Origin of the sequence: Escherichia sp. WS547, assembly GCF_046486065.1 — a bacterium.
In the GTDB taxonomy this organism is placed as follows: domain Bacteria; phylum Pseudomonadota; class Gammaproteobacteria; order Enterobacterales; family Enterobacteriaceae; genus Escherichia; species Escherichia coli.
Genome location: NZ_JBJQMA010000001.1, coordinates 200,655 through 218,086, shown reverse-complemented (window position 1 = coordinate 218,086; position 17,432 = coordinate 200,655). Strand labels below are relative to the sequence as shown.

The window sequence follows — 17,432 nt, the reverse complement described above, 5'->3', positions numbered from 1 at the left end:
ATGTCCGAGAATAAATTAAACGTTATCGATTTGCACAAACGCTACGGCGAACACGAAGTGCTGAAAGGGGTCTCACTGCAAGCGAATGCCGGAGATGTCATAAGCATCATCGGATCGTCGGGATCGGGGAAAAGTACCTTTCTGCGCTGCATTAACTTCCTCGAAAAACCGAGCGAAGGATCGATCGTGGTTAACGGCCAGACGATCAATCTGGTGCGCGACAAAGACGGTCAACTCAAAGTCGCCGATAAAAATCAGCTGCGCTTACTGCGCACACGCCTGACGATGGTATTCCAGCACTTCAATCTCTGGAGCCATATGACGGTGCTGGAAAACGTCATGGAAGCGCCGATTCAGGTGTTGGGCCTGAGCAAGCAGGAAGCGCGCGAGCGGGCGGTGAAGTATCTGGCGAAAGTCGGGATAGACGAACGTGCGCAGGGGAAATACCCGGTGCACCTGTCCGGTGGTCAGCAACAGCGTGTTTCTATCGCGCGGGCGCTGGCGATGGAACCGGAAGTTTTACTGTTTGATGAACCTACCTCGGCGCTCGATCCTGAACTGGTAGGCGAAGTGTTACGTATTATGCAGCAATTGGCAGAAGAGGGGAAAACCATGGTGGTAGTGACTCACGAAATGGGCTTTGCTCGCCATGTTTCTACTCACGTCATTTTCCTCCATCAGGGGAAAATAGAAGAAGAGGGCGCGCCAGAACAGTTATTTGGTAACCCGCAAAGCCCTCGTCTGCAACAGTTCCTTAAGGGATCGCTGAAATAATTCCCCCTCCGGTGGCTAACGCTACCGGAGTATTTTCAAGGGGAATTTGCGAGTCCGCTTCCGCTGAAATGTAAAAGTTGCAGTCCGCTAAAAATAGTTCTGAATTCGCTGTCCAAAGATAAAAACTGCCTGCTGCATTGGGTGTAAATCGTGGTTATTGTCGCGTCATCTTAAATTTGAGGGGTGACGGAACGCCATGACAATATCGACAACTTCCACGCCGCATGATGCGGTATTTAAATCTTTTTTACGCCATCCAGACACCGCGCGGGATTTTATTGATATTCATCTTCCCGCGCCGCTGCGCAAACTGTGTGATTTAACAACACTTAAACTGGAACCAAACAGTTTTATTGATGAAGACCTGCGGCAATATTATTCCGACCTCTTGTGGTCTGTGAAAACGCAGGAGGGAGCGGGTTATATTTATGTGGTGATAGAGCACCAAAGTAAGCCAGAGGAATTAATGGCTTTTCGCATGATGCGCTATTCCATTGCGGCGATGCAAAACCATCTTGATGCGGGCTATAAAGAGCTTCCATTAGTGATCCCGATGCTGTTTTATCATGGTTGCAGAAGTCCTTATCCATATTCACTCTGCTGGCTTGATGAATTTGCCGAGCCTGCGATTGCCCGCCAAATTTATTCATCGGCTTTTCCGCTGGTGGATATTACCGTGGTGCCGGATGACGAGATTATGCAACATCGCAAAATGGCGCTGTTGGAGTTAATTCAGAAACATATTCGTCAGCGCGATCTGTTGGGATTAGTCGACCAAATTGTTTCGCTGCTAGTTACAGGGAACACTAATGACAGACAGCTAAAAGCCCTGTTTAATTACGTATTACAAACGGGGGATGCCCAGCGTTTCCGTGCATTTATTGGTGAGATAGCGGAACGCGCACCACAAGAAAAGGAGAAACTGATGACTATTGCTGACAGATTACGTGAAGAAGGGCGGAATGATGGATTAATTCTTGGCAAACGCGAAGAAGCCCTGCGTATTGCTCAGGAGATGCTGGATAGAGGTTTAGACCGAGAGTTAGTTCTGATGGTGACCCGACTTTCACCAGACGATCTTATCGCGCAAAGCCACTAACCCTGTAACACCGGGAGTTAACTGGCGGATGTTTGCAGTAAACCACATCAGCGAACAACATCCGCCAGCGCCTCTTCTAAATCGTACCAGCGAAACGCAAAACCCGCTTCTTCCAGCCGTTTAGGCAGCGCGCGTTGTCCACCTAATACCAGTACTGAAGATTCGCCCATTAACAGTCGAATGGCGGTCGCGGGGACGCGCAAAATGGCCGGGCGATGCAGCGCATGACCGAGCGCATGGGCAAATTGTTCATTGCGTACCGGGTAGGGCGAAACCATATTAAATGGCCCGCGCAGCTCGTTATCCAGCAGCCAGAGAATGCCGTTGACCATATCATCAATATGAATCCAGGCCAGATACTGCCGACCGGAGCCAATCGGCCCGCCCAGACCAAGACGAAACGGCGGCAGCATTTTACCGAGAATACCACCGTCTGGTGCCAGCACTACGCCGGTACGCAGCAGGCACACTCGCGTTTTGTCACTTTGCGCCCGACAGGCAATCTCTTCCCAGCGGGCGCAGAGTTTATGGGTAAATTCGTTATGCGGCGGTTCCTCTTCGGTAACCACCACTTCACCTAAGTCGCCATAATAGCCTGTTGCCGAGCCGGAAATGAGTACCGACGGTGGCGTGTCGCTGGCATTAATCAAATCGACCAGTTTTTGCGTGATATTCCAGCGGCTTTGGCAGAGACGCTCTTTTTGCTCGTGAGTCCAGCGTTTATCAGCAATCGGCTCTCCGGCCAGGTTGATTACCGCATCAACGCCGTTGAGGTTACTATGATCGGCAAGCCCTTGCCATAGTGTCACCCGAGGGCCGAGAACGGAACTGGCTTTCTGCGGGTTACGCGTCACTACCGTGATTTGATGGCCCAGATCCAGCAAACGCGGAATCAAATGGCGACCAATTAATCCCGTCCCTCCGGTGATCACTATCTTCATGCAGCCTCCCGATATGGCGGTTAACGCTGCCAGCTTAAGGTCATGGATACCGAATCGGCGTAGCGCAGCGCGTGCAGTTTATCGATCTCCACTTCAGCATACGTCACCCAGTGATGTTCACGTGCGATATCGAGCACATCCTGAGTTAATTTTTCCAGCAAAGAGAAACGGTTATTCTCTACATGCTGAATAATGTTTTTCGTTACGGTGCGATAATTCAGCGCATCGTTGATATCTTCGCTGGTGCGCGCTTTATCGGCGGGGTAGTGGATCGTCACATTGATAACAATATCCTGACGGTTGTTAATTTCTTCTTCCTTAATTCCGATAAACGTACGTAAACGAAGGTTCTTTATACGAATAATAGCGGCAGGTTGTGCCATTGCAGGTTCTCCGTTGTTTTACTTAGAATGAAATAATACACGAGAACCTGTTTCTGTTAACTATCCGAACGCTCATCACCGAGTTGTGCTTTTAGCAGTGCCTGCCCGGTGGCAGGGCGCGAACGGATCCGCTCATGCCAGTTCTTGACTGCCGGATACATTGCGAGGTCAATTCGCTGGCGACTCCAGGCATTAACCCACGGCCAGCAGGCAATATCCGCAATGCTGTAGTTCTCGCCACCCAGCCAGGGCGAGTTTTCCAGCCGCTTGTTCAGTACATGGTACAGACGCTGAGTTTCAACCTGATAACGTTCAATAGCGTAAGGAATGGTTTGGGGGGCTGCGTGATTAAAATGATGATTTTGCCCAAGCATCGGCCCCAGTCCGCCTACCTGCCAGAATAACCACTGTAATGTGGCGGCGCGCTCACGCGTTTCATGACTCAAAAAGAGTCCTGTTTTCTCAGCCAGATACAACAAAATGGCACCAGACTCAAAGAGGCTTAGCGGTTCGCCGCCATCGGCTGGAGAATGATCAACAATTGCCGGAATTTTGTTGTTAGGCGAAATGCGCAAAAATTCCGGGCGAAACTGACCGCCTTTCCCCAGGTCTACCTTTATCAAGCGATAATCCAGCTCTGCTTCTTCGAGAAACAGCGTAATTTTGTGACCATTTGGTGTCGGGGCGAAATAGAGATCGATCATTGCAGCTCCGGTTGTCTAATCATCTGAACACCACAAGTATAGAAAGCGCGGCGACTTGCGTGAGTATTCGTCACGTGACAGTGACAAAAAGGCTCTATAGTTTGATAGCTAGCCCCCCCCCTTTATTGCCGAGGACATAATGAGTAAACCCGCTATCACGCTTTGGTCAGATGCCCATTTTTTCTCCCCTTATGTGTTATCCGCCTGGGTGGCGTTGCAGGAAAAAGGCCTGTCGTTTCATATCAAGACCATCGACCTCGACAGCGGTGAGCATTTGCAGCCGACGTGGCAAGGTTACGGTCAGACACGCCGTGTGCCGTTATTACAAATCGATGATTTTGAGTTGAGTGAATCTTCTGCCATTGCGGAGTATCTGGAAGATCGATTTGCGCCACCGACCTGGGAACGCATTTATCCGCTTGATTTAGAAAATCGTGCGCGTGCACGACAGATTCAGGCCTGGCTGCGTAGCGATCTGATGCCCATCCGCGAAGAACGTCCAACGGATGTTGTCTTTGCGGGTGCGAAAAAAGCGCCATTAACGGCGGAGGGAAAAGCCAGTGCAGAGAAACTGTTCGCGATGGCAGAACATTTGTTAGCACTGGGGCGGCCGAATTTATTTGGTGAATGGTGCATTGCTGATACTGATCTGGCGCTAATGATTAACCGCCTGGTACTACATGGCGATGAGGTGCCAGAACGCCTGGTGGATTATGCGACATTCCAGTGGCAGCGAGCGTCTGTCCAGCGTTTTATTGCTCTTTCGGCGAAGCAATCTGGCTGATAGCAACGACAGAATCCAGTATCATAGCTTACGTTTTTTCGACGAGGAGTGAGTGATGAAACTGATGTTTGCATCGGACATTCATGGGTCGTTACCGGCGACGGAACGTGTTCTGGAGTTGTTTGCCCAAAGCGGTGCCCAGTGGCTGGTGATCCTTGGCGACGTGTTGAATCACGGCCCGCGTAATGCTTTACCGGAGGGTTACGCGCCAGCCAAAGTCGCTGAACGGCTTAATGAAGTGGCACATAAGGTTATCGCTGTGCGCGGCAACTGCGACAGCGAAGTGGATCAAATGCTTTTGCATTTCCCGATAACCGCGCCGTGGCAACAGGTATTACTGGAAAAACAACGTCTGTTTTTGACGCATGGTCATCTGTTTGGGCCGGAAAATCTGCCTGCTTTAAACCAGAACGATGTGCTGGTGTACGGTCATACCCATCTGCCAGTGGCAGAACAGCGGGGGGAGATTTTCCACTTTAACCCCGGCTCGGTGAGTATTCCGAAAGGCGGTAATCCGGCGAGTTATGGCATGCTGGATAATGACGTACTTAGTGTAATCGCACTCAATGATCAAAGTATCATTGCGCAGGTCGCGATTAATCCGTAATTTACCCACAACTCAAAATGCGCCGTAAGAGCGCCAGAAAAAGAAGGTTTCCTGATAATGGAACAGCGTCGTTTGGCAAGTACTGAATGGGTGGATATTGTCAATGAAGAGAACGAAGTCATTGCACAAGCCAGCCGGGAACAAATGCGGGCACAGTGTCTGCGTCATCGTGCAACTTACATCGTCGTGCATGATGGCATGGGCAAAATTCTGGTCCAGCGTCGTACCGAGACAAAAGACTTTTTACCCGGCATGTTAGATGCGACCGCAGGCGGTGTAGTCCAGGCCGATGAGCAACTGCTGGAATCCGCGCGTCGCGAAGCGGAAGAAGAGTTGGGCATTGCCGGTGTCCCCTTTGCCGAGCACGGGCAGTTCTATTTCGAAGATAAAAATTGCCGTGTCTGGGGCGCGTTGTTCAGTTGCGTCTCTCACGGTCCCTTCGCCCTACAGGAAGATGAAGTCAGTGAAGTTTGCTGGCTGACACCGGAAGAAATCACCGCACGCTGCGATGAGTTCACTCCAGACTCGCTGAAAGCGCTGGCGTTGTGGATGAAGCGCAATGCCAAAAATGAAGCCGTAGAGACTGAAACGGCAGAATGAAAAAAGAGCCGCAATTGCGGCTCTTAACATTTTTAGTGGTAGCCCATCAACTGAGCGCCGATCACCACGACGCTGGACATAATAAACAGCAGTCCAAGCAGTGTCGCGCCCACCTTCAGCCAGTTACGGAAGTCCACCCGGCAAACACCTAGCGTTGCCATTAACGAAGCTGAGGTCGGGTAAATGATGTGGCTGAAGCCATCACCAAACTGGAACGCCAGCACGGTAACCTGACGGTTAACACCGACCAGATCGCCAAGCGGTGCCAGTAACGGCATGGTTAACGCCGCCTGACCAGAACCGGACGTCACGAAGAAATTAAATACCGCCTGGAAGAGCAACATAAACCAGGCCGCGACCGCGTTATCCAGACCGCTAATGGCATTGGCAATGCTGTTGAGGATGGTATTTAACACGCTGGCATCACCCGCTTCACCATTACCGACCAGCAGCAAAATCCCTTTGGCGAAACCTACCAGCAGGGCAGGGGCGATCATCATTCGCGCCCCTTCGGTGAAGGATGAAGCCATGGTATTAACCGTCATGCCGTTAAGGCGGAAAACAACGCCGATGATGCCAATCACCAGACCCATGGTGAAGAACTGGCTGGCAATTTCTGGAATAAACCAGGCATTAACGATCACGCCCCAAATCACCCAGACCATTACGGCGGTCAGGACAATCAATACCAGCCAGTCACCAAAGGTAAACGGACGTTGTTCAACATCCGCCTGCTTTTCACGAAAGAAGCGGTCGGACTCATGCACGCGTGACAGAAGAGGATTCTTTTTCACTCGTGAGGCGTACACCATGGTAAAGATCAGGCCAATCAGAGTGGCGATAACCCACACCACGATGCGCAACCCGGAGCCAGAAAGCACCGGAACGCCGGCAATCCCCTGAGCAACAACCACACAAAACGGGTTCATCCACGAACTGGCAAAACCGATTTGCGTGGCGATATAGGTCACCAGGACGGTGGTAATACTGTCATAGCCTAGCCGGACCATTAGCGGTGCGATGATAATGGCAAAGGCGACGGCCTCTTCTCCCATACCAAATACCGCGCCGCCAAGTGAAAACAGAATAAAGAGCGCAGGAATAAAGAGAATTTCATTTCCGCGGGTATGGCGAATAAGCGCCAGGATACCGTTATCAATGGTTCCTGTACGCATCACAATGCCAAACGCGCCGCCAATCACCAGCATAAACATGATGATGCCAACGGCTGTCCCGTATTTCGATCCTGAGGTTAACCCTTCAAACGGGAAGTTCATCAGACCCGGGCGTTCATCGCCCGTCGTGAACAGCTGTACGCGGTGATACTCAGGTTCGCCTGCTTCGTTAGTCAGAATGCGAAAAGAGTGTGGATCTACGACTTTGCGAGTTTTTGTTTGACCATCAACCTGATACTGCACTTCCTGACTGTCAAACATCCCCACCGGAACTACCCAGGTGGCAAGGCTGGTTAAAATAGCAACAAAAAAGATAATCACCAACGTATCGGGCATTGCCCATCTTCTTGTTGGTTTAGATTCAGTGATTGCGGACATAGCGCAAATATTCCCTTGCACAAAACAAAGTGGTAAGTATGCAAAGTGAGATGGCGCAATTCATTGATGCAGCGCAGCTAAGCAAGATAATCAGAAAGGATTAATGCAAATTAAGAGAATAAAAAACCGGAAATAGTGACTATTTCCGGTTCAGATATCCGCAGCGCAAAGCTGCGGATGATGACGAGATTACTGCTGCTGTGCAGACTGAATCGCAGTCAGCGCGATGGTGTAGACGATATCGTCAACCAGTGCGCCACGGGACAGGTCGTTAACCGGCTTGCGCATACCCTGCAGCATCGGCCCGATGGAGATCAGATCGGCAGAACGCTGTACTGCTTTGTAGGTGGTGTTACCGGTGTTCAGATCCGGGAAGATGAACACGGTAGCGCGACCTGCAACCGGAGAGTTCGGCGCTTTGGATTTCGCAACGTCAGCCATTACCGCAGCGTCGTACTGCAGCGGACCGTCGATCATCAGGTCAGGACGTTTTTCCTGCGCCAGACGAGTTGCTTCGCGAACTTTTTCTACGTCGCTACCAGCACCAGAAGTCCCGGTGGAGTAGGAGAGCATAGCAACGCGCGGTTCGATACCGAAGGCCGCAGCGGAATCAGCGGACTGAATCGCGATTTCTGCCAGCTGTTCTGCAGTCGGATCCGGGTTGATCGCACAGTCACCGTAAACGTAAACCTGTTCCGGCAGCAGCATGAAGAACACGGAAGATACCAGGGAGCTGCCCGGTGCAGTTTTGATCAGCTGCAGCGGCGGACGGATGGTGTTTGCGGTAGTGTGAACAGCACCGGAAACCAGACCATCAACTTCATCCTGTTCCAGCATCAGCGTACCGAGAACTACGTTATCTTCCAGCTGTTCGCGGGCAACGGTTTCGGTCATGCCTTTGTTCTTACGCAGTTCGACCAGACGACCAACATAGCTTTCGCGAACCACTTCTGGATCAACGATTTCAATGCCTGCACCCAGTTCTACACCCTGAGACGCTGCAACACGGTTGATCTCTGCCGGATTACCCAGCAGTACGCAAGTTGCGATACCACGTTCAGCACAGATAGCGGCTGCCTTAACGGTACGCGGTTCGTCACCTTCCGGCAGAACGATACGTTTGCCCGCTTTGCGCGCAAGTTCAGTCAGCTGATAACGGAACGCTGGCGGAGACAGACGACGGCTGCGCTCAGAAGTGGCAGTCAGAGAATCGATCCAGTCAGCGTTGATGTAGTTAGCAACGTATTCCTGAACTTTCTCGATACGCTCGTGATCGTCAACCGGAACTTCCAGGTTGAAGCTCTGCAGGCTCAGAGAAGTCTGCCAGGTGTTGGTGTTCACCATAAATACCGGCAGGCCGGTAGCGAAAGCACGTTCGCACAGTTTAGAAATGCGCGCGTCCATTTCGTAGCCGCCAGTCAGCAGCAGGGCACCGATTTCTACGCCGTTCATGGCAGCCAGGCACGCGGCAACCAGCACGTCAGGACGGTCTGCGGAAGTCACCAGCAGAGAACCGGCACGGAAGTGCTCCAGCATGTGTGGAATGCTGCGTGCGCAGAAAGTGACGGATTTAACGCGGCGAGTATTGATGTCGCCTTCGTTGATGATGGTCGCATTCAGGTGGCGAGCCATATCGATCGCACGAGTCGCGATCAGGTCAAAGCTCCACGGCACAGCGCCGAGAACCGGCAGCGGGCTGGATTCTTGCAGCTTCGCCGGATCAACATTGTTTACTTTAGCTTTGGAAGAGTCGTCGAAAATCTCGGACAGATCCGGGCGAGTACGACCCTGTTCATCAACCGGTGCGTTCAGTTTGTTAACGATAACGCCGGTGATGTTGGTGTTTTTGGCACCGCCGAAGCTGTTGCGGGTCAGTTCGATACGCTCTTTCAGCTGTTCCGGGGTGTCAGTGCCCTGAGACATAACGAAGACGATTTCCGCATTCAGCGTTTTAGCGATTTCGTAGTTCAGAGACTGGGCAAACTGGTGCTTACGTGTCGGGACCAGACCTTCAACCAGAACGACTTCAGCGTCTTTGGTGTTAGCGTGGTAGTTTGCGACGATCTCTTCCATCAGCACATCTTTCTGATTGCTGGAAAGCAGACCTTCAACGTAGCTCATTTTCAGCGGTTCAGCGGCCGTCGTGGTGGAAGAGTTCGCACGCACGATAGTGGTAGTCTGATCGGGCGCATCGCCACCGGTACGCGGCTGAGCGATAGGTTTGAAAACGCTCAGACGAACGCCTTTGCGTTCCATTGCACGGATCACGCCAAGGCTGACGCTGGTCAGACCGACGCTGGTTCCGGTAGGGATCAGCATAATAATACGGGACACGGTTTATCCTCTTTCGTTACCGCCGATTTGGCGGGTTACAAAACAGCACCGCCAGCTTAGCTGGCGGTGTGAAATCAGGCAGTCAGGCGGCTCGCGTCTTGCGCGATAACCAGTTCTTCGTTGGTTGGGATAACCACCGCAGGACGGGTACCTTCTTTGTTGATGAAACCAGATTTGCCGAAACGTGCAGCCAGGTTGCGTTCATGATCAACTTCAAAGCCCAGCACGCCCAGTTTGCCCAGAGACAGCTCACGAACCATCGCGGCATTTTCACCGATACCACCGGTGAATACAACAGCGTCCAGACGACCATCCATCAGCGCAGTGTAGGCACCGATGTATTTCGCCAGGCGGTGGCAGTAAACGTCCATTGCGCGCTTCGCGTCTTCTTTCGTCGCGTAGTTGTCTTCAACATAGCGGCAGTCGCTGGTCACTTCGGTCAGACCCAGCAGGCCAGACTCTTTGGTCAGCAGTTTGTTGATTGCGTCAACGCTCATGCCCAGGGTGTCGTGCAGGTGGAAGATGATCGCCGGATCGATATCACCAGAACGGGTACCCATGACCAGACCTTCCAGCGGGGTCAGGCCCATAGAGGTGTCAACGCATTTACCGTTGCGGATAGCAGAAACGGAACCACCGTTGCCCAGGTGGCAGGTGATGATGTTCAGTTCTTCTACCGGTTTGTTCAGCATTTTTGCCGCTTCCTGGGTTACATAGAAGTGGCTGGTGCCGTGCGCGCCGTAACGACGGATGCCGTGCTCTTTGTACAGGTTGTACGGCAGGGCGTAGAGGTAAGACTCTTCCGGCATAGTCTGGTGGAACGCGGTGTCAAATACAGCAACGTTTTTGTCTTTCAGCTGTGGGAAAGATTTCAGAGCTTCTTCGATACCGATCAGGTGAGCCGGGTTGTGCAGCGGTGCAAAAGAAGCTGCATCTTTGATACCCTGAATAACAGACTCATCGATCACTACGGAGCTGGTATACTTTTCGCCGCCGTGTACGATACGGTGACCGATAGCAGTCAGCTGCGCAGACAGTTCTGGTTTTTGTGCCAGAATAGTATTAACGATAAAGTTGAGCGCTTCGCTGTGAGCGGCGCCTGCACCTAAAGCCGCTTCCTGTTTATTGCCGTCCATTTTCCATTTGATACGTGCTTCGGGCAGGTGGAAACATTCGGCTAAACCAGAAAGGTACTCTTCACCATTTACTGCATCGATGATGGCAAATTTCAGTGAAGAACTACCGCAGTTCAGAACCAGTACTAACTTACTCGACATGGAAGTACCTATAATTGATACGTGGCTAAAAAAACGTCAGGGAGCCATAGAGCGTAGCGCATGATGACACCGACATTTATGATTAACATCATGCACTGCAAATTTTTTTTGCATGATGGAAGAAATATCTTGAGTCTATGCCATTTTGCGTAATTTTCAGCCAATGGCATAATGTATATGAATTTGACGACTCAATGAATATGTACTACTTAGGCCTTCAGGCTGCTAAAGGATACCTGATAGTGGGTATGGAAGACAAAATGTTTTGAACGTTGTCCCGCTGAGTTGTGAATTTGCACAAATTTTTGAATCTTTATATGTGAAGTTGAGGTGAAGCATGTCAACGCCGGATAATCGTTCTGTTAATTTTTTTAGCTTGTTTCGCCGGGGACAGCATTACTCAAAGACGTGGCCGCTGGAAAAACGCCTTGCCCCGGTCTTTGTCGAAAATCGCGTTATCAAGATGACGCGTTATGCGATCCGTTTTATGCCGCCGATCGCCGTATTTACTCTCTGCTGGCAGATTGCCCTGGGCGGTCAGCTTGGGCCGGCAGTTGCCACTGCGCTGTTCGCCTTAAGTTTACCCATGCAGGGATTGTGGTGGCTGGGCAAGCGTTCTGTAACGCCATTACCCCCTGCTATCCTCAACTGGTTTTATGAAGTTCGCGGTAAATTGCAGGAGTCTGGACAGGTGTTGGCACCCGTTGAAGGCAAGCCTGATTACCAGGCATTAGCTGACACGCTTAAGCGCGCCTTCAAACAACTGGATAAAACTTTCCTTGATGATTTGTAATTGACCCCTGATTACGCATATAAAAGAAGGCATACTCAGCCTTCTTTTTTTTCACCGTAGTAGAGTGATACAGGAGTCAACAATGGAAATGACCAACGCGCAACGTCTTATTTTGTCTAACCAGTACAAGATGATGACTATGCTCGATCCGGCAAATGCTGAACGTTACCGTCGCCTGAAAACAATCATTGAGCGTGGTTATGGATTACAGATGCGTGAACTGGATCGCGAGTTTGGCGAGCTGAAAGAAGAAACCTGCCGCACTATCATCGACATTATGGAGATGTATCATGCGTTGCATGTTTCCTGGTCTAATTTGCAGGACCAGCAATCCATCGATGAACGTCGTGTTACCTTCCTCGGCTTTGACGCCGCCACTGAAGCACGTTACCTCGGTTATGTCCGCTTTATGGTTAATGTGGAAGGGCGCTATACCCATTTTGACGCCGGAACTCACGGTTTTAACGCCCAGACGCCAATGTGGGAAAAATATCAGCGCATGCTTAATGTGTGGCATGCCTGCCCGCGTCAGTACCATTTGAGCGCCAACGAAATTAATCAAATTATCAACGCCTGAGGAGGTCCGCGTGCGGTGCAAAGGTTTTCTGTTTGATCTTGATGGAACGCTGGTGGATTCCCTGCCTGCGGTAGAGCGGGCGTGGAGCAACTGGGCCAGACGTCATGGGTTAGCGCCGGAAGAGGTGCTGGCTTTCATTCACGGTAAACAGGCGATCACCTCTCTGCGCCATTTTATGGCGGGCAAATCCGAGGCTGATATTGCCGCCGAGTTTACGCGTCTGGAGCAAATCGAGGCCACGGAAACCGAGGGTATTACCGCGCTTCCGGGGGCAATCGCCTTACTCAATCATTTGAATAAAGCAGGTATTCCGTGGGCCATTGTGACTTCTGGCTCCATGCCGGTAGCGCGAGCGCGCCATAAAGTAGCTGGGCTTCCCGCACCAGAGGTGTTTGTAACCGCTGAGCGAGTGAAGCGCGGAAAACCAGAACCTGATGCGTATCTGTTAGGCGCGCAGCTGCTGGGGCTTGCGCCGCAGGAGTGTGTGGTGGTGGAAGATGCTCCCGCTGGCGTGCTTTCTGGCCTGGCGGCGGGTTGTCATGTCATTGCGGTTAACGCTCCGGCAGATACCCCGCGCCTGAATGAGGTCGATTTGGTCCTCCACAGTCTGGAGCAAATTACTGTGACCAAACAGCCAAATGGTGATGTTATTATTCAGTGAAACACCTGATCATGATTTAGCCCCGTCTCGTCGGGGCTTTTTTATGGCAGAATCAAGTCATCCCCCTCAATTAACAAGGATAAGTTGTGAACGGTGAATTGATTTGGGTTCTTTCATTACTGGCCGTTGCCATCGTCTTGTTTGCGACGGGCAGAGTGCGTATGGATGCGGTCGCTTTGTTTGTTATTGTCGCGTTTGCATTAAGCGGAACGCTGACGGTCCCCGAAGTATTTTCCGGCTTTTCCGATCCTAACGTTGTCCTGATTGCCGCCTTGTTTATTATTGGCGATGGTTTGGTCCGTACTGGTGTTGCCACTGTAATGGGGACATGGCTGGTCAAAGTGGCGGGCAACAGTGAAATCAAAATGTTGGTTTTGTTGATGCTGACCGTCGCGGGGCTTGGCGCGTTTATGAGTTCAACCGGCGTTGTCGCTATCTTTATTCCCGTGGTGTTAAGCGTTGCCATGCGTATGCAAACGTCGCCGTCGCGTCTGATGATGCCGTTAAGTTTTGCCGGGCTGATAAGCGGCATGATGACGCTGGTGGCGACGCCGCCGAACCTGGTAGTCAACAGTGAATTGCTGCGTGAAGGCTATCACGGCTTCAGTTTCTTTAGCGTAACACCTATTGGCCTGGTCGTGCTGGTGCTGGGTATTTTGTATATGTTAGTGATGCGTTTCATGCTGAAAGGGGATACCCAGACCCCGCAGCGCGAAGGCTGGACGCGTCGAACCTTTCGCGATCTTATCCGTGAATATCGACTGACCGGGCGTGCGCGACGTCTGGCTATTCGCCCCGGATCGCCAATGATTGGTCAACGGCTGGACGATCTCAAATTACGTGAGCGTTATGGCGCTAACGTCATCGGTGTTGAACGCTGGCGGCGTTTTCGTCGCGTTATCGTGAACGTTAATGGGGTTTCTGAATTTCGCGCGCGTGACGTTTTGCTTATTGATATGTCTGCGGCTGATGTCGATCTCCGGCAATTTTGTAGTGAGCAGTTGCTGGAGCCGATGGTACTACGCGGCGAGTATTTTTCTGACCAGGCACTTGATGTGGGCATGGCAGAGATTTCATTAATTCCTGAGTCTGAACTTATTGGTAAATCGGTGCGCGAAATTGGTTTTCGTACCCGCTACGGACTGAATGTGGTGGGGCTAAAGCGCAATGGCGAGGCGATGGAAGGTTCGCTGGCGGATGAGCCTCTGCTGCTGGGCGATATCATCCTGGTTGTGGGTAACTGGAAACTGATCGGTATGCTGGCAAAACAGGGGCGTGACTTTGTGGCGCTGAACTTACCAGAAGAAGTGAGTGAAGCATCGCCAGCACACAGTCAGGCACCTCATGCCATTTTTTGCCTGGTGTTGATGGTGGCGTTAATGCTGACCGATGAAATCCCTAATCCTGTTGCCGCTATCATCGCCTGCCTGCTGATGGGGAAATTCCGCTGTATCGATGCTGAAAGCGCCTATAAATCCATTCACTGGCCGAGCATTATTTTGATCGTTGGGATGATGCCATTTGCTGTGGCATTACAGAAAACGGGAGGTGTCGCGCTGGCGGTGAAAGGGCTGATGGACATTGGCGGCGGTTATGGGCCACATATGATGCTGGGTTGTTTGTTTGTCTTGTCGGCGGTTATTGGGCTATTTATCTCTAATACCGCAACGGCGGTGTTGATGGCTCCGATTGCGCTGGCTGCTGCCAAAACGATGGGTGTGTCGCCTTATCCATTTGCGATGGTCGTGGCGATGGCAGCATCCGCCGCCTTTATGACGCCGGTTTCTTCACCTGTTAACACACTGGTTTTAGGTCCGGGAAATTACAGCTTCAGTGACTTTGTGAAGTTGGGGGTACCGTTCACCATTATCGTGATGGCGGTTTGTGTGGTGATGATCCCGATGCTGTTTCCGTTTTGACAAGAGCCTGATGTCGCATCCGGCGCTTATTGCCTGATGCGACGCAGACTCCGGCCGCTTACAGCGGTGAATCCTGGCTAATCTCATCGAGCGAAAGATGGAAGCTGGGAACAAAGACTTCCATGAAGTAGTCCATCTCCTGGCTGCGGCGCGCTTCAAGCGTCGCTTCCAGTCGCGTTTTTGCCAGCAAGAATTCATTATTTCCCGCCGCGAGTTCTTCCAGACATTTCAGATATGCACACAGTGCATCTGCCTGTTTCACCAGCGATTTTTCTTCATCGCTATATGCATGCTCGTCAATTAACGGCGCAAAGATATCCCGCAGCTCTTCCGGAACCATATCGACCAGTTTTTGCTGAGCGATTTTTTCAATCGCCTTGTACTCCTGAGCGATTTGCGAATTGAAGTATTTCACCGGAGTAGGGAGATCGCCGGTGAGCACTTCTGAGGCATCGTGGTACATCGCCAGTAAAGCGATACGTTCGGCGTTGACATTACCGCCAAATTTCCGATTTTTGATAGCTGCCAGCGCATGGGCGACCATCGCTACCTGCAAACTGTGTTCGGACACATTTTCAGTCCGCACGTTACGCATCAGCGGCCAGCGGTTAATGAGTTTCAGGCGGGAGAGATGGGCAAAAAAATGGCTCTGTTTCATAGTGACCTTACGTATGATGACATCATCAGGTCATTGTGGCGGGATAACACTGCCGGATGCAATCTCCGGCAGTGAAATTAAGATTACAGCTGATGATAACTAGAAAGGAAACGCGCGAACTTGCTCAAAGACAGCTCGATATCATCGACACGCGGTAGCGTGACAATGCGGAAGTGATCCGGCCACGGCCAGTTGAATGCCGTCCCTTGCACCAACAGAACTTTTTCCTGCAACAGGAAATCCAGCACCATTTTCTGATCGTCGTGAATATTAAAGCGTTTGGCGTCGATTTTCGGGAACATGTACAGCGCACCGCGCGGTTTCACGCAGGAAACGCCCGGAATATCGTTGATCAATTCCCACGCGCGGTTACGCTGCTCATAAAGACGCCCGCCGGGAGTAATAAATTCACTGATGCTCTGATAACCGCCTAGTGCAGTCTGAATGGCGTGTTGCGCAGGAACGTTAGCACACAGGCGCATTGAGGCCAGCATTTCCAGACCTTCGATGTAACCTTTGGCGTGTTTTTTCGGCCCGTTCAACACCATCCACCCCTGACGGAAGCCAGCAACGCGGTACGTTTTCGACAGTCCGTTAAAGGTAATAGTCAGCAGATCAGGTGCCAGCGGCGCAATTGAGTGATGCTCAGCGTCGTCGTAGAGAATTTTGTCATAAATTTCATCGGCGAAGATAATGAGATTATGCTGACGTGCAATCTCCACTATCTCCATTAAAAGCTCTTTGGAATATACCGCGCCAGTTGGGTTATTTGGGTTGATAATAACGATCCCACGCGTACGAGGCGTAATTTTAGCGCGAATATCATCAAGGTCCGGGAACCAGTCAGAGGATTCATCGCAAAGATAATGCACCGCTTTACCGCTGGAGAGCGAAACCGCCGCGGTCCATAGTGGGTAATCAGGTGCAGGAACCAACATTTCGTCGCCGCTGTTCAGCAATGCCTGCATTGCCTGAACGATAAGCTCCGATACACCATTGCCGATGTAAATATCTTCCACGGTAACATCACGCATGCCACGAGCCTGGTAGTGCTGCATGATGGCTTTACGCGCGGAGTAAAGCCCTTTGGAATCGCAATACCCTTGAGCGGTAGGCAGGTTGCGAATCACGTCAACGAGGATTTCATCTGGCGCGTCAAAACCGAACGGGGCAGGGTTGCCGATGTTCAGTTTCAGTACCTTGTTACCTTCTTCTTCCAGGCGTTTTGCTTCTTTCAGCACCGGACCACGGATGTCGTAACAGACATTCTCTAATTTGCTGGATTTTTCAATGGGGGACATGAATCTTGACCTTTTTTGCTGTTATCGCCACTCCCTGCCGTGGAAGTCAGCTTAGAACAATGTACTCCCCCAGGACGGCGTTTTGAAGGTCTGCAGAATAAGATTTTGCCAGAGGGGAAGACTCGATTGTGCTGTTAATAACTTAATAATGGCAAAATAATGAGGTGTATATGCTTAGTAATTAATGTTATGTAGTGAATTGTTCTGAATCTTAATTGTGAGTGTGGTTTTTTTATCTGTAAGATAATTGTTTGAAAATGCCTCGTTTAAGAATTCACTAATGAATCGTGATGATGATATTTCCGCATTACGGAGAGTTTAACAGCGTGATGATTTCCGAGGTGTCGTAATGGGTGCAAGGTGTGAAACTATTGTTAAGCGGGATTAATGTATGAGGATGATGCTAATTAATTATTATTTAATATTCAAAAAGGTTTTGTTGTGCTTATTAATAATAGAAGATTACT

The 17,432-nt window shown here is 50.9% G+C and carries 17 protein-coding genes; 9 read left to right on the top strand and 8 right to left on the bottom strand.

The window, feature by feature from the left end:
- Positions 1-774, top strand: coding sequence for a histidine ABC transporter ATP-binding protein HisP (hisP, locus tag ACJHWK_RS00945; RefSeq protein WP_001293612.1), 774 nt, complete (start codon positions 1-3; stop codon positions 772-774).
- 196 nt (positions 775-970) lie between these two features.
- Complete coding sequence (rpnB, locus tag ACJHWK_RS00940; protein ID WP_001520932.1) at positions 971-1,873, top strand: recombination-promoting nuclease RpnB; 903 nt, start codon at positions 971-973, stop codon at positions 1,871-1,873.
- Between the two features lie 47 nt (positions 1,874-1,920).
- Here the strand turns inward: rpnB and ACJHWK_RS00935 are convergent, their stop codons facing one another.
- From ACJHWK_RS00935 to yfcG, 3 genes are read right to left on the bottom strand one after another with little or no spacing between them, the layout of a single operon-like run.
- Positions 1,921-2,814: a TIGR01777 family oxidoreductase gene (locus ACJHWK_RS00935; RefSeq protein WP_001520931.1), complete on the bottom strand. Its 894-nt coding sequence runs from the start codon at positions 2,812-2,814 to the stop codon at positions 1,921-1,923.
- 20 nt (positions 2,815-2,834) lie between these two features.
- The gene (gene folX, locus ACJHWK_RS00930; RefSeq protein ID WP_000068457.1) at positions 2,835-3,197 is read right to left on the bottom strand and encodes a dihydroneopterin triphosphate 2'-epimerase; all 363 of its coding nucleotides are present in this window, start codon (positions 3,195-3,197) and stop codon (positions 2,835-2,837) included.
- Positions 3,198-3,253: 56 nt separating this feature from the next.
- Positions 3,254-3,901, bottom strand: a complete 648-nt coding sequence (gene yfcG, locus ACJHWK_RS00925) for a GSH-dependent disulfide bond oxidoreductase (RefSeq protein WP_001520930.1) — start codon at positions 3,899-3,901, stop codon at positions 3,254-3,256.
- 139 nt (positions 3,902-4,040) lie between these two features.
- Between yfcG and yfcF the strand changes: the two genes are divergently transcribed.
- From yfcF to yfcD, 3 genes are read left to right on the top strand one after another with little or no spacing between them, the layout of a single operon-like run.
- The gene (yfcF, locus tag ACJHWK_RS00920) at positions 4,041-4,685 is read left to right on the top strand and encodes a glutathione transferase (protein ID WP_000042441.1); all 645 of its coding nucleotides are present in this window, start codon (positions 4,041-4,043) and stop codon (positions 4,683-4,685) included.
- Positions 4,686-4,740: 55 nt separating this feature from the next.
- Positions 4,741-5,292 (top strand): phosphodiesterase, encoded by a 552-nt coding sequence (yfcE, locus tag ACJHWK_RS00915; RefSeq protein WP_000772452.1) that lies wholly within the window; start codon positions 4,741-4,743, stop codon positions 5,290-5,292.
- Between the two features lie 57 nt (positions 5,293-5,349).
- A complete protein-coding gene (yfcD, locus tag ACJHWK_RS00910) occupies positions 5,350-5,892 on the top strand; it encodes an NUDIX hydrolase YfcD (protein WP_000437935.1) in 543 nt (180 codons plus the stop codon).
- 32 nt (positions 5,893-5,924) lie between these two features.
- On the opposite strand, the gene yfcC is transcribed toward yfcD, so the two are convergent.
- The 3 genes from yfcC to ackA form a co-directional block, all read right to left on the bottom strand.
- Positions 5,925-7,445 carry a putative basic amino acid antiporter YfcC gene (yfcC, locus tag ACJHWK_RS00905; RefSeq protein ID WP_001274493.1) on the bottom strand — a complete coding sequence of 507 codons (1,521 nt, stop codon included), beginning with the start codon at positions 7,443-7,445 and terminating at the stop codon, positions 5,925-5,927.
- A 189-nt stretch (positions 7,446-7,634) separates the two neighbouring features.
- On the bottom strand, positions 7,635-9,779 hold the full coding sequence (gene pta, locus ACJHWK_RS00900) for a phosphate acetyltransferase (RefSeq protein ID WP_000086716.1): 2,145 nt from the start codon (positions 9,777-9,779) through the stop codon (positions 7,635-7,637).
- Positions 9,780-9,853: 74 nt separating this feature from the next.
- A complete protein-coding gene (ackA, locus tag ACJHWK_RS00895; protein ID WP_000095707.1) occupies positions 9,854-11,056 on the bottom strand; it encodes an acetate kinase in 1,203 nt (400 codons plus the stop codon).
- Positions 11,057-11,393: 337 nt separating this feature from the next.
- Here ackA and yfbV point away from each other — a divergent pair, with 337 nt between their 5' ends.
- From yfbV to ACJHWK_RS00875, 4 genes are all read left to right on the top strand, one after another.
- A complete protein-coding gene (gene yfbV / locus ACJHWK_RS00890) occupies positions 11,394-11,849 on the top strand; it encodes a terminus macrodomain insulation protein YfbV (RefSeq protein WP_000106627.1) in 456 nt (151 codons plus the stop codon).
- A gap of 82 nt (positions 11,850-11,931) precedes the next feature.
- The gene (locus tag ACJHWK_RS00885; RefSeq protein WP_001520926.1) at positions 11,932-12,426 is read left to right on the top strand and encodes a YfbU family protein; all 495 of its coding nucleotides are present in this window, start codon (positions 11,932-11,934) and stop codon (positions 12,424-12,426) included.
- Positions 12,427-12,436: 10 nt separating this feature from the next.
- Positions 12,437-13,087, top strand: a complete 651-nt coding sequence (hxpA, locus tag ACJHWK_RS00880) for a hexitol phosphatase HxpA (RefSeq protein WP_001203403.1) — start codon at positions 12,437-12,439, stop codon at positions 13,085-13,087.
- 86 nt (positions 13,088-13,173) lie between these two features.
- On the top strand, positions 13,174-15,006 hold the full coding sequence (locus ACJHWK_RS00875) for an SLC13 family permease (protein ID WP_001012889.1): 1,833 nt from the start codon (positions 13,174-13,176) through the stop codon (positions 15,004-15,006).
- Between the two features lie 58 nt (positions 15,007-15,064).
- On the opposite strand, the gene yfbR is transcribed toward ACJHWK_RS00875, so the two are convergent.
- Together yfbR and alaA are read right to left on the bottom strand one after the other, a co-directional pair.
- Complete coding sequence (yfbR, locus tag ACJHWK_RS00870) at positions 15,065-15,664, bottom strand: 5'-deoxynucleotidase (protein ID WP_000813860.1); 600 nt, start codon at positions 15,662-15,664, stop codon at positions 15,065-15,067.
- 83 nt (positions 15,665-15,747) lie between these two features.
- Entirely contained in the window at positions 15,748-16,965 is a 1,218-nt protein-coding gene (gene alaA, locus ACJHWK_RS00865; RefSeq protein WP_001520923.1) for an alanine transaminase AlaA, read from the bottom strand.
- Between the last annotated feature and the right edge of the window lie 467 nt (positions 16,966-17,432).